General features: G+C 42.6%; 10 protein-coding genes and 2 rRNA genes (1 of these 12 cut by a window edge). All 12 read left to right on the forward strand.

The window, feature by feature from the left end; all coding sequences use genetic code 11:
• Positions 1-148 precede the first annotated feature (148 nt).
• Positions 149-1084 carry a cysteine synthase A gene (cysK, locus tag MKY13_RS00470; protein ID WP_339214673.1) on the forward strand — a complete coding sequence of 312 codons (936 nt, stop codon included), beginning with the start codon at positions 149-151 and terminating at the stop codon, positions 1082-1084.
• Positions 1085-1229: 145 nt separating this feature from the next.
• The gene (locus tag MKY13_RS00475) at positions 1230-2639 is read left to right on the forward strand and encodes an anthranilate synthase component I family protein (protein WP_339214675.1); all 1410 of its coding nucleotides are present in this window, start codon (positions 1230-1232) and stop codon (positions 2637-2639) included.
• Entirely contained in the window at positions 2636-3205 is a 570-nt protein-coding gene (pabA, locus tag MKY13_RS00480; RefSeq protein ID WP_339214677.1) for an aminodeoxychorismate/anthranilate synthase component II, read from the forward strand. Before MKY13_RS00475 ends, pabA begins: the two co-directional genes overlap by 4 nt.
• Positions 3206-3220: 15 nt before the next feature.
• Positions 3221-4084, forward strand: coding sequence for an aminodeoxychorismate lyase (pabC, locus tag MKY13_RS00485; protein ID WP_339214679.1), 864 nt, complete (start codon positions 3221-3223; stop codon positions 4082-4084).
• Positions 4068-4928 carry a dihydropteroate synthase gene (gene folP, locus MKY13_RS00490; protein WP_191701701.1) on the forward strand — a complete coding sequence of 287 codons (861 nt, stop codon included), beginning with the start codon at positions 4068-4070 and terminating at the stop codon, positions 4926-4928. Before pabC ends, folP begins: the two co-directional genes overlap by 17 nt.
• Positions 4929-4938: 10 nt before the next feature.
• Positions 4939-5307, forward strand: a complete 369-nt coding sequence (folB, locus tag MKY13_RS00495) for a dihydroneopterin aldolase (RefSeq protein WP_191701700.1) — start codon at positions 4939-4941, stop codon at positions 5305-5307.
• Complete coding sequence (folK, locus tag MKY13_RS00500) at positions 5304-5825, forward strand: 2-amino-4-hydroxy-6-hydroxymethyldihydropteridine diphosphokinase (RefSeq protein WP_191701699.1); 522 nt, start codon at positions 5304-5306, stop codon at positions 5823-5825. The genes folB and folK overlap by 4 nt, the downstream gene beginning before the upstream one ends.
• Positions 5777-5980: a helix-turn-helix transcriptional regulator gene (locus MKY13_RS00505; RefSeq protein ID WP_191701698.1), complete on the forward strand. Its 204-nt coding sequence runs from the start codon at positions 5777-5779 to the stop codon at positions 5978-5980. Before folK ends, MKY13_RS00505 begins: the two co-directional genes overlap by 49 nt.
• Positions 5981-6002: 22 nt before the next feature.
• On the forward strand, positions 6003-7016 hold the full coding sequence (gene dusB, locus MKY13_RS00510; RefSeq protein WP_191701697.1) for a tRNA dihydrouridine synthase DusB: 1014 nt from the start codon (positions 6003-6005) through the stop codon (positions 7014-7016).
• Positions 7017-7312: 296 nt separating this feature from the next.
• Positions 7313-8815 carry a lysine--tRNA ligase gene (lysS, locus tag MKY13_RS00515; protein ID WP_191701696.1) on the forward strand — a complete coding sequence of 501 codons (1503 nt, stop codon included), beginning with the start codon at positions 7313-7315 and terminating at the stop codon, positions 8813-8815.
• 467 nt (positions 8816-9282) lie between these two features.
• Positions 9283-10837, forward strand: a 16S ribosomal RNA gene (locus MKY13_RS00520).
• A 268-nt stretch (positions 10838-11105) separates the two neighbouring features.
• A 23S ribosomal RNA gene (locus tag MKY13_RS00525) occupies positions 11106-13352 on the forward strand; it runs 682 nt beyond the window's last position.
• Together the 16S and 23S rRNA genes form the textbook arrangement of a ribosomal RNA operon.

Below are 13352 nucleotides of genomic sequence, written 5' to 3' on the forward strand. Positions count from 1 at the left end.
TTTTAAACTAAATGAAAAATTCAGTAAAATAGTCAGAAATTTTCCAAAAATTACGATCCAAGCAATTGACAAGTAGTATAAAAAATTGATAAGATACGATTAAGTAAAACCTATTGACTTTGTAGGGATTGAGAGAGGGATGGATTAGATGAGTAAATTAGCAAATTCGGTGGCAGATTTAGTAGGACGTACACCAATCGTAAAGTTAAATAATGCTACAGGTGAAAATGACGGAACGGTATATGTAAAATTGGAATACTTTAACCCGGGTTCTTCCGTAAAAGATCGTTTAGCTTTAGCGATGATTGAAGCAGCTGAAAAGGATGGCTCTTTAAAGCCAGGTGGTACAATTATTGAACCAACTTCAGGTAATACAGGTATTGGTTTAGCGATGATTGCAGCAGCGAAAGGTTATAAGTCAATTTTAGTAATGCCAGAGACAATGTCTTTAGAGCGTCGTAACCTGTTACGTGCATATGGAGCTGATCTAGTATTAACACCTGGTCCAGAAGGAATGAAAGGTGCAATTGCAAAGGCGGAGGAGTTATCAAAATCAGAAGGCTACTTCTTGCCACAACAATTTAAAAACGAAGCTAACGCAGAAATTCACCGTTTAACAACAGGTCCTGAAATTGCAGAAGCATTTGAGCAAGAGGGCTTAAAGCTGGATGCCTTTGTCGCTGGTGTAGGTACTGGTGGTACAATTACGGGTGCAGGCGAAGTATTGAAAAATAAATTCCCAGATATCGAAATTATTGCTGTTGAGCCTAAAGATTCACCAGTTCTTTCAGGTGGTAACCCTGGACCACATAAAATTCAAGGTATTGGTGCAGGTTTCGTTCCGGACGTATTAAATACAGAGATATATGATTCTGTATTCCCGGTAGAAAATGAAATTGCATTTGAAAATGCACGTAAAGTAGCGCGTGAAGAAGGTATTTTAGCGGGTATTTCTTCAGGTGCAGCTATTTATGCAGCTATCGAAACAGCAAAACGTTTAGGTAAAGGCAAAAACGTATTGGCAATCATCCCTTCAAATGGTGAGCGCTATTTATCAACACCTTTATATCAATTTGAAGACTAATTAAAACCAACAAGTCATTCTCTAAAGCTATTTTATGGGTTAACACTCGTAAAATAGCTTTTTCTTAGTTTACTCTAAGATAAAATTGGATTTTTAGAGTGTTTTCGAGTTTAATTAAGGAAAAGAATAAAGCGGGTGTAAATAGATGCAACAACTAGAATATCATACATTTCAAATGACTAAAGATGAATTTTTCTATAGTTTTCAAGAGCAGTCAATGGCCGAAAAGCAACGTGTATTTTTAGAAAGTGGACGTGGAGGGCATTATTCAATTGCAGCATGGCATCCAATTGCTAGTGCCAAATCTGTAGAACAAGGACTTGAACTGACTTGGGCAAATGGAAATATTGAGTTGAAGACAGGGGAAGCACTAGCCGAATTAGAACAAGTAATTTCTGAATACAAGCTTGAAGTGAATTCGCAATTGCCAGATTTCCAAGGTGGCGCAATTGGGTTTATTTCCTATGACTACGCTCGTACGATTGAGGTACTTCCACTTGAGGCAGAAGATGATCTACAAATACCAGACATTTATTTTTATTTATTTGATCATTGGGCTGTACATAACGTAAAAACCAATGAAGTAACACTTATGAAGTTTTCTACATGTGAAATAGATCTACAGGCATGGCAGACAAATTGGCAGGAAAAAGCCGTAGTTGGATTAGAAAAGCGCCATTTTAATCAGGAAACAGCAAAAAACATCCAGCAAGATGAAATGGAATTACAAGTGTCATTTAAGGGAGAAGCTTTTGAAGCGGCTGTGCGTAAAATTCAACATTATATTGGTCAGGGTGACGTATTCCAAGTGAATTTGTCTGTGCGTCAGGCAAAAAAACTTTCTGCTGCACCGATCACAATGTATGAGGCGGTTCGTTCATTTAACCCTTCTCCGTATATGGCGTATATTGAAAGTGAACATTTTACGATTGTAAGTGGTTCGCCTGAATTGCTTGTGAAACGTAAAGGCAATGAATTATCAACAAGACCAATTGCAGGGACGCGGCCGCGCGGAGAATCGAAAGAACAGGATTTGGCGTTGGCTAACGAATTGATTCAACATGAAAAAGAACGCGCCGAACATGTGATGCTTGTCGATTTAGAACGTAATGATCTAGGGCGGGTAAGTAAGTATGGAACGGTGGAAGTTAATGAATTTATGGTGATCGAGCATTACTCCCATGTAATGCATATTGTATCGAATGTACGTGGAGAAATTGCGGAAGGGAAAACGAATGCAGATGTCATTCGTGCAATGTTCCCGGGTGGTACGATAACGGGTGCACCTAAAATTCGAACGATGGAAATTATTGAAGAGCTTGAGCCTATTCGCCGTGGTCTTTATACAGGGTCAATTGGCTGGATTGGCTATACAGGTGATTTAGAATTAAATATTGTGATTCGTACAGCGTATATACAAGATGGAATTGTGTACATACAAGCAGGGGCGGGAATTGTAATCGACTCGATTCCAGAAAACGAATTTATCGAATCGATGAATAAAGCAAAAGCAATGTGGCAAGCAAAGGCAATGGCAGAAGAGGTGAGCAAATGATTTTAATGATTGATAATTATGATTCGTTTACGTATAACTTAGTGCAATATTTTGGGGAGTTCGGTCACGAGTTAGTAGTAAAGCGTAATGATGAAATAACGATAGAAGACATTGAAGCGTTTCAACCGATGATGCTCGTCATCTCACCAGGGCCATGTACACCAAATGAAGCCGGACAAAGTCTTCATATTATTGAGCATTTTGCTGGAAAGCTTCCGATTTTAGGGGTGTGCTTAGGCCACCAAGCGATTGCACAGGTTTTTGGTGGAGATGTTGTGCGGGCAGAGCGGCTGATGCACGGGAAAACATCTCCTGTACATCATAAAGGCATCGGTCTACATAGAAAAAATGCCAATCCATTTTCTGCGACACGCTATCATTCTTTAATAGTGGAACCGACAACTTTACCGGATTGTTTAGAAGTGACAGCTTGGACAGAAGAAGGCGAAATAATGGGGCTACGTCATAAAACGTATCCAATTGAAGGGGTTCAATATCATCCGGAATCCATTATGACTGAAGATGGTAAACAACTTTTACGCACATTTATCGAAACATATTGTTAAGAGGAGTGGAGATCAATGCTTTGTTGGATGAATGGACAGTATATCGATGAACATGAGTTGAAAATCTCCCCTTTTGATCATGGGTTTTTGTATGGCCTTGGATTTTTCGAGACGTTTCGTACATATGAGGGGAAAGCTGTGTACTTACAAGAACATTTCAATCGCTTAATAGAAGCATTGAAAGAATACCGTATTCATTTTCCATATACTATTCAAGATATAGAGGAAGTAATCGAAAAGCTCAATGCACAGGACGGTAAAGAAGGGTATTTTCGCTTAAATGTATCAGCAGGTGTACATCCAATTGGTCTTGCTCCGTCCGAATATACGGAGCCGACAATCATTCTATTCCGTAAAGAGCTGCCTAAAATGGTGCGCGGGACTGAAAAAGAGGCAGTTTGGGTGAAAACTGCGCGTAATTCTCCTGAACAACAAACACGCTATAAAAGTCATCATTACGGTAATAATGTCCGTGCGCGTCTAGAATTATCTAGTCTAGCCAACCAAGAAGGATTTTTTACCGATAAAAACGGGGTAGTAGCAGAGGGCATTACATCGAATATATTCTGGATTAAAGATGATATACTGTATACGCCTTCCACAAGGTTGGGTATTTTGCCAGGCATTACACGAGCAATTGTTATCCGCCTTGCTAAAGAGCTCGCAATTCCGGTAAGAGAAGGTAGTTTTATGACATGGGAATTAGAGCAGGCGGACGAATGTTTTGTTACGACAGCGGTGCAGGAGCTTGTACCAATTTCACATATTGGAAAGATTCGTTTTGCTGGAAGTGAAGGTAGGCTTTATAAAAAGCTTCATACGGCTTATTTACAAAAAATTGTTATGCACTTAGGAGAAAGTCATGTTAGAAAATTATAAAACACTTACACTAAATGGAATTGAATTGGATTTTAATAAAGAAACATTCGTTATGGGAATTTTAAATGTGACACCAGACTCTTTTTCGGATGGCGGAAAGTTTAATTCGATTGAAAAAGCAGTTGCGCAAGCGAAAAAGATGGTAGCAGATGGTGCGAAAATTATTGATGTTGGTGGAGAATCCACACGTCCCGGCTATACACGAATATCAGATGAAGAGGAAATTGCGCGTGTTGTCCCAGTAATCCAGGCGCTGTTAAAAGAAGTACAAGCAATTATTTCAATTGATACGTATAAATCGAACGTTGCACGTGCCGCAATTGAAGCAGGTGCCCATATTATTAATGATATTTGGGGAGCAAAAGCAGACCCAGAAATGGCCAAAGTGGCGGCAGAGCTAAATGTACCGATTATTTTAATGCATAATAGAGAAAATAATCAGTATAATAACTTTTTCAATGATTATATGGCAGATATGCATGAAAGTATTGAAATTGCCAAAGAAGCCGGTGTTCGCGATGAACATATTTTTCTTGATCCAGGTATAGGGTTTGTGAAAAGCTTAAGTGAAAGTATCGAGACAATGCAGCGTTTAGATGAGCTTGTTGCATTGGGATATCCCGTGTTATTGGCGACTTCTCGAAAGCGTATGATCGGCTCGGTATTGGATTTACCTGTTGACGAACGTGTAGAAGGAACAGCTGCAACTTGTGCATTCGGTGTACAGAAGGGTTGTCATATTATGCGGGTGCATGATGTAAAAGAAGTGGCGCGGACTGTTAAAATGATGGATGCGCTTGTTGGAAAGTTTGAAGTACAAGGTGAATTAGCACCGAGACATTAAGGAGATTGTAATGGATTATATTCATTTAAGAGAGATGCAATTTTTTGGTTATCATGGTGTGTTGCCGGAAGAAAACGTGTTAGGTCAACGCTTTCGTGCGAATGTATCGCTTGCTGTTGATATGAAGCGTGCCGGTAAAACAGATGAGCTTGATGACACTGTAAGCTATGTAGGAGTTTATGATATATGTAAAGAAGTATTGGAAGGCAAGCCGTATAAATTAATTGAGGCGGTTGCGGAAACGATTGCTACTCGCATTTTAACCCAATACGAAGGGCAAATTTTCGGTTGCCGTGTGGAAGTGATTAAGCCTGACCCGCCAATTCCAGGTCATTATAAAGAAGTCGCAGTGGAAATTGTTCGAGGACAATTTATATGACAACAGCCTATTTATCCATTGGAACAAATATCGGGGAACGTGAGCAAAACTTGCAAGACGCAGTAAAGCTGCTCCTTTCACATAAGGAAATAACAGTTACAGCCATTTCTTCAATCTATGAGACAGCAGCGGTCGGATTTACGGAACAGGCAGATTTTTTAAATATTGCGGTCGCCGTTGAAACAAGCCTAAATGCTTTTGAGCTGCTTGCACAATGTCAAAAGATCGAAAATGATTTAGGGCGTGTACGCGAATTCCGGTGGGGTCCCCGCATTATAGATCTCGATATTTTGTTATACAATAACGAAAAATATGAAACAGAAAATTTAGTTGTCCCACACCCTCGCATGTTCGAACGTGCGTTTGTATTAGTGCCTCTTGAAGAGATTATGACGCAAAAATGTGGTATGCTTGTATCTGTGCAAAAAGCACTACTAGCACTCGACATAGAGAAAGAGGGCGTCAAGTTGTGGAAGAAAATCGCTACGGTCGAAGAATTCGTGCCTTTCGAAAGCTAAAACGTATTCAGCAAACCGAATTTGCAAAACAGATTAGTATATCTGTTACGATTTTGGGGCGTATTGAACGAGGCGAAAAAATTCCCTCTGAAGAACAGTTCCAAAAAATTGCGGATGTATTACAAATAGATGTTCAAGAATTAAAAGGTGAGTAACCTAGTGTGGAGGTAACTAAAGGTGTCAAATAATGACCAAAAACCTTTCCAAATTGGTGATATTATAATGGATAACCGTGTCGTACTAGCCCCTATGGCAGGGATTTGTAACTCGGCTTTCCGTTTAACGGTGAAAGAGTTTGGTGCAGGTTTAGTATATGCGGAAATGATTAGTGACAAAGCATTAAATATTCGCAATAAAAAAACGTTGGATATGCTTTATATTGATGAACGTGAAAATCCAATGACCCTACAAATTTTCGGTGGAGACAAAGAAAATTTAGTAGAGGCGGCAAAATTCGTAGATAAAAATACAACAGCGGATATTATCGACATTAATATGGGTTGTCCTGTTAATAAAATTATTAAATGTGAAGCTGGTGCGAAATGGCTTCTAGATCCGAATAAAATTTACGAAATGGTTTCGGCTGTAGTAGATGCAGTTGATAAGCCGGTTTCAGTGAAAATGCGTATTGGTTGGGACGATGAACGTGTATTTGCTGTAGAAAATGCACAAGCAGCAGAACGTGCAGGAGCAGCAGCAATTGCAATGCATGGACGGACTCGTGTTCAAATGTATGAAGGTAAGGCAAACTGGGACGTCTTGGCAGAAGTGAAGAAAAATATTAATATCCCATTCATTGCTAACGGTGACGTGGAAACACCAGCGGATGCAAAACGGATTCTGGAGCATACGAAAGCCGATGCAGTCATGATTGGTCGCGCGGCATTAGGAAATCCATGGATGATGTACCAAACGGTAAAATATTTAGAATCGGGTGAATTAATGCCAGAACCGTCTGTGCGTGAGAAAATGGATGTATGTCTGTTGCACTTTGAACGACTTAAAGCATTAAAAGGTGAAAAAGTTGCTGTTCGTGAAATGCGAAAACATGCTTCTTGGTATTTAAAAGGAATTCGCGGTAACGGAAAAATCCGTAACGCTATTAATTTAGCGGAGACTGAGCAAGAGCTGCGTGCACTTCTGAATAATGTTGTAGAAGAACGTGATGAAGATGAGTTAGTGTTAGCTTAAGTCCGAGATCCGTAATACTATCAATAGGTGAGGCTATGTTAAAAGTGAATGGACTTTTAACATAGCCTTTCTTTTTTATAAGTAAGTACTATGTAATCTGTTCTAGTGTTACTCTTCTCAGGTGACTAGCTTTGGAATGACATTACGGTATCTCTCTATCTAGATACCGCCATTCACTTAACAGAATTATTAAATATTTCTATTTAATTCGAAACAGGTGAATCACAAAACGAAATACTGTACAATAGAAACATTATGGACTATTGTGCCGTTTTGGAGCGCAAAAACATTAAGGAGTGAAATACGTGTCAAATATCGAAGAATTAAACGACCAACTTTTGGTGAGACGCCAGAAGATGACTGATATTCGCGAAAACGGTATGGACCCATTCGGTAGCCGTTTTGAGCGCACACATTTATCAAATGAAGTAGTTGCAGAAAATGACCAATTTGATAAAGAACAATTAGAAGAAAACCCTCGCGAAGTTGTAATCGCAGGACGTATCATGACTAAGCGCGGTAAAGGTAAAGCTGGTTTTGCGCATATCCAAGACTTAGCAGGTCAAATCCAAATTTATGTACGTAAAGATGCTATCGGTGAAGAAGCATATGAATTATTCAATAAAGCAGACCTTGGTGATATTGTAGGGGTAAAAGGAAACGTATTCCGCACACAAGTAGGAGAACTTTCTGTTAAAGCAACGGAATTCACGTTCTTAACAAAAGCATTACGTCCACTACCTGATAAATTCCACGGGTTAACAGATGTAGAACAACGTTACCGTCAACGTTATGTAGACTTAATGACGAATGAAGAGTCAAAGGCCACTTTCATTTTACGTTCTAAAATTATCCGTGCAATCCGTAACTACTTAGATAACAACGGTTATTTAGAAGTAGAAACACCAATGCTACACACAATTGCTGGTGGAGCAGCGGCTCGTCCGTTCATTACACACCACAACGCATTAGATATGGAGCTTTATATGCGTATTGCAATTGAGCTACATTTAAAACGTTTAATTGTTGGTGGTTTGGAAAAAGTATATGAAATCGGTCGTGTATTCCGTAACGAAGGAATTTCAACTCGTCACAACCCAGAATTTACGATGATTGAATTATATGAAGCGTATGCAGATTACAATGATATTATGGACTTAACAGAAAACCTTATCGCACACGTAGCTAAGGAAGTTTTAGGTTCTACGTCTGTACAATACGGCGAAGATACAATCGAGCTAGGTGTTGGCTGGAAACGTGTTCATATGGTAGATGCAGTTAAAGAAGCAACAGGTGTAGACTTCTGGGCTCCGATGACTGTCGAAGAGGCTCGTAAACATGCTGCTGAACACGGTGTAGAAATTAAAGATTCTCACGAAGTAGGGCATATTATTAATGAATTCTTCGAGCAAAAAATCGAAGAAACATTAGTTCAACCGACATTTGTTACAGGTCACCCAGTAGAAATTTCTCCATTAGCGAAGAAAAATCCTGAAGACCCACGCTTTACGGATCGTTTTGAGTTGTTCATCGTTCGTCGTGAACATGCAAATGCCTTCACGGAATTGAACGATCCTATCGATCAACGTGAGCGCTTTGAAGCACAAATGGCAGAAAAAGAAGCGGGTAATGATGAAGCCCACGAAATGGATAATGACTTCATTGAAGCATTAGAATTCGGTATGCCGCCAACTGGTGGTTTAGGTATCGGTATCGATCGTTTAGTTATGTTATTAACAAACTCTCCATCTATCCGTGACGTACTATTATTCCCAACAATGCGCCACACAACGAAATAATCTTTTAAAGAGCCCTGTAATAATTACAGGGCTCTTTACTTCTATATAAGTAGAGAGAGCGTGAAGATTATAAAAGTATGTGGGTGGAAGAGATTAATAAAATAAAAATATGAAATAAATTATAAAAAACTATTGCAATATAATTTACAAGGTGATATATTATTACTTGTCGCTGAAACGCGTCACACACTTTTAAAATACTTCTTTACTTATCAACTTCAGAGTGATAAAGTATAAAAGTTGCCGATTTGAAAGATTGAATGTCCCTTAAAACTTTTTAAAAAAGTTATTGACATTCGAAAAGAAAGTTGGTAAGATATAAGAGTTGTCATAAAGGACAGCGCGATGAACCTTGAAAACTGAACAAGCAACGTTAATGAAACAAGCTTCTTAAATGAAGCAAACAATAGATTTTAACTTTTAATTAAGTTAAATCGCTAGCAAAGCAAATGAGCTTTCAAACTACTTTTATGGAGAGTTTGATCCTGGCTCAGGACGAACGCTGGCGGCGTGCCTAATACATGCAAGTCGAGCGGATGATGAGAGAAGCTTGCTTCTCTCTGATTTAGCGGCGGACGGGTGAGTAACACGTGGGTAACCTACCTTATAGATTGGGATAACTCCGGGAAACCGGGGCTAATACCGAATAATACTTTTAAACACATGTTTGAAAGTTGAAAGACGGTTTCGGCTGTCACTATAAGATGGACCCGCGGCGCATTAGCTAGTTGGTGAGGTAACGGCTCACCAAGGCAACGATGCGTAGCCGACCTGAGAGGGTGATCGGCCACACTGGGACTGAGACACGGCCCAGACTCCTACGGGAGGCAGCAGTAGGGAATCTTCCACAATGGACGAAAGTCTGATGGAGCAACGCCGCGTGAGTGAAGAAGGATTTCGGTTCGTAAAACTCTGTTGCAAGGGAAGAACAAGTAGCGTAGTAACTGGCGCTACCTTGACGGTACCTTGTTAGAAAGCCACGGCTAACTACGTGCCAGCAGCCGCGGTAATACGTAGGTGGCAAGCGTTGTCCGGAATTATTGGGCGTAAAGCGCGCGCAGGTGGTTCCTTAAGTCTGATGTGAAAGCCCCCGGCTCAACCGGGGAGGGTCATTGGAAACTGGGGAACTTGAGTGCAGAAGAGGATAGTGGAATTCCAAGTGTAGCGGTGAAATGCGTAGAGATTTGGAGGAACACCAGTGGCGAAGGCGACTGTCTGGTCTGTAACTGACACTGAGGCGCGAAAGCGTGGGGAGCAAACAGGATTAGATACCCTGGTAGTCCACGCCGTAAACGATGAGTGCTAAGTGTTGGGGGGTTTCCGCCCCTCAGTGCTGCAGCTAACGCATTAAGCACTCCGCCTGGGGAGTACGGTCGCAAGACTGAAACTCAAAGGAATTGACGGGGGCCCGCACAAGCGGTGGAGCATGTGGTTTAATTCGAAGCAACGCGAAGAACCTTACCAGGTCTTGACATCCCGGTGACCACTATGGAGACATAGTTTCCCCTTCGGGGGCAACGGTGACAGGTGGTGCATGGTTGTCGTCAGCTCGTGTCGTGAGATGTTGGGTTAAGTCCCGCAACGAGCGCAACCCTTATTCTTAGTTGCCATCATTCAGTTGGGCACTCTAAGGAGACTGCCGGTGATAAACCGGAGGAAGGTGGGGATGACGTCAAATCATCATGCCCCTTATGACCTGGGCTACACACGTGCTACAATGGACGATACAAACGGTTGCCAACCCGCGAGGGGGAGCTAATCCGATAAAATCGTTCTCAGTTCGGATTGTAGGCTGCAACTCGCCTACATGAAGCCGGAATCGCTAGTAATCGCGGATCAGCATGCCGCGGTGAATACGTTCCCGGGCCTTGTACACACCGCCCGTCACACCACGAGAGTTTGTAACACCCGAAGTCGGTGAGGTAACCTTTATGGAGCCAGCCGCCGAAGGTGGGATAGATGATTGGGGTGAAGTCGTAACAAGGTAGCCGTATCGGAAGGTGCGGCTGGATCACCTCCTTTCTAAGGATTATTTCGGAATCATTCCCTTGGGGAATGAAACATTAACGTTTGCTGTTCAGTTTTGAAGGTTCATTCTTAATTGAATGAGATACTTCAAAACCTTGTTGGTTTAATTCATCTTGTATGATTGAACCGCATTTCGTTCTTTGAAAACTGGATAAAACGACATTGATAGCAATAAAACAAATTTCTATTTTATAGAAATGTAACAAGTCAAGCAATTGACGTGTAAACTTAAATCTTAGATTTTATCTAAGTGTTAACTTTTGGTTAAGTTAATAAGGGCGCACGGTGGATGCCTTGGCACTAGGAGTCGATGAAGGACGGCACTAACACCGATATGCCTCGGGGAGCTGTAAGTAAGCTTTGATCCGGGGATTTCCGAATGGGGGAACCCACTATCTTTAATCGGATAGTATCTACACGTGAATACATAGCGTGATGAGGACAGACGCAGGGAACTGAAACATCTAAGTACCTGCAGGAACAGAAAGAAAATTCGATTCCCTGAGTAGCGGCGAGCGAAACGGGAAGAGCCCAAACCAAAGAGCTTGCTCTTTGGGGTTGTAGGACACTCTATACGGAGTTACAAAAGAATGAGTTAGACGAAGCGACTTGGAAAGGTCCGCGAAACAAGGTAAAAGCCCTGTAGTCAAAAGTTCATTCCCTCCAGAGTGTATCCTGAGTACGGCGGAACACGTGAAATTCCGTCGGAATCCGGGAGGACCATCTCCCAAGGCTAAATACTACCTAGTGACCGATAGTGAACCAGTACCGTGAGGGAAAGGTGAAAAGCACCCCGGAAGGGGAGTGAAATAGATCCTGAAACCGTGTGCCTACAAGTAGTTAGAGCCCGTTAATGGGTGATAGCGTGCCTTTTGTAGAATGAACCGGCGAGTTACGATTACGTGCGAGGTTAAGTTGAGAAGACGGAGCCGCAGCGAAAGCGAGTCTGAATAGGGCGAATTAGTACGTGGTCGTAGACCCGAAACCAGGTGATCTACCCATGTCCAGGGTGAAGGTGAGGTAACACTCACTGGAGGCCCGAACCCACGCACGTTGAAAAGTGCGGGGATGAGGTGTGGGTAGCGGAGAAATTCCAATCGAACCTGGAGATAGCTGGTTCTCTCCGAAATAGCTTTAGGGCTAGCCTCGTGATTGAGAATACCGGAGGTAGAGCACTGTTTGGACTAGGGGGGCATCTCGCTTTACCGAATTCAGACAAACTCCGAATGCCGGATATTTATACACGGGAGTCAGACTGCGAGTGATAAGATCCGTAGTCAAGAGGGAAACAGCCCAGACCACCAGCTAAGGTCCCCAAGTAATCGTTAAGTGGAAAAGGATGTGGCGTTGCTTAGACAACCAGGATGTTGGCTTAGAAGCAGCCATCATTTAAAGAGTGCGTAATAGCTCACTGGTCGAGTGACGCTGCGCCGAAAATGTATCGGGGCTAAACGATTCACCGAAGCTGTGGATGCATACTTTGAGTATGCGTGGTAGGAGAGCGTTCTAATAGCGTTGAAGTCAGACCGGAAGGACTGGTGGAGCGATTAGAAGTGAGAATGCCGGTATGAGTAGCGAAACATGGGTGAGAATCCCATGCACCGTATGACTAAGGTTTCCTGAGGAAGGCTCGTCCGCTCAGGGTTAGTCGGGACCTAAGCCGAGGCCGATAGGCGTAGGCGATGGACAACAGGTTGATATTCCTGTACCACCTCCTCACCGTTTGAGAAATGGGGGGACGCAGTAGGATAGGGTAAGCACGCCGTTGGTTGCGCGTGTTCAAGCAGTAAGGCGTGTATGTAGGCAAATCCGCATACTATAACGTTGAGCTGTGATGACGAGCTCTTTAGAGCGAAGTTCCTGATTTCACACTGCCAAGAAAAGCCTCTATCGAGGTGAGAGGTGCCCGTACCGCAAACCGACACAGGTAGTCGAGGAGAGAATCCTAAGGTGTGCGAGAGAACTCTCGTTAAGGAACTCGGCAAAATGACCCCGTAACTTCGGGAGAAGGGGTGCTTCTTTGGGTGCATAGCCTAGAGAAGCCGCAGTGAATAGGCCCAGGCGACTGTTTAGCAAAAACACAGGTCTCTGCAAAACCGTAAGGTGACGTATAGGGGCTGACGCCTGCCCGGTGCTGGAAGGTTAAGAGGAGCGGTTAGCGCAAGCGAAGCTGTGAATTGAAGCCCCAGTAAACGGCGGCCGTAACTATAACGGTCCTAAGGTAGCGAAATTCCTTGTCGGGTAAGTTCCGACCCGCACGAAAGGCGTAACGATCTGGGCACTGTCTCAACGAGAGACTCGGTGAAATTATAGTACCTGTGAAGATGCAGGTTACCCGCGACAGGACGGAAAGACCCCGTGGAGCTTTACTGTAGCCTGATATTGAATTTTGGTACAACTTGTACAGGATAGGTAGGAGCCAGAGATCCCGGAGCGCCAGCTTCGGAGGAGGCGTCGGTGGGATACTACCCTGGTTGTATTGAACTTCTAACCCATGCCCCTTAGCGGG

Origin of the sequence: Solibacillus sp. FSL W8-0372 (assembly GCF_037969735.1) — a bacterium.
In the GTDB taxonomy this organism is placed as follows: Bacteria; Bacillota; Bacilli; order Bacillales_A; family Planococcaceae; genus Solibacillus; species Solibacillus faecavium.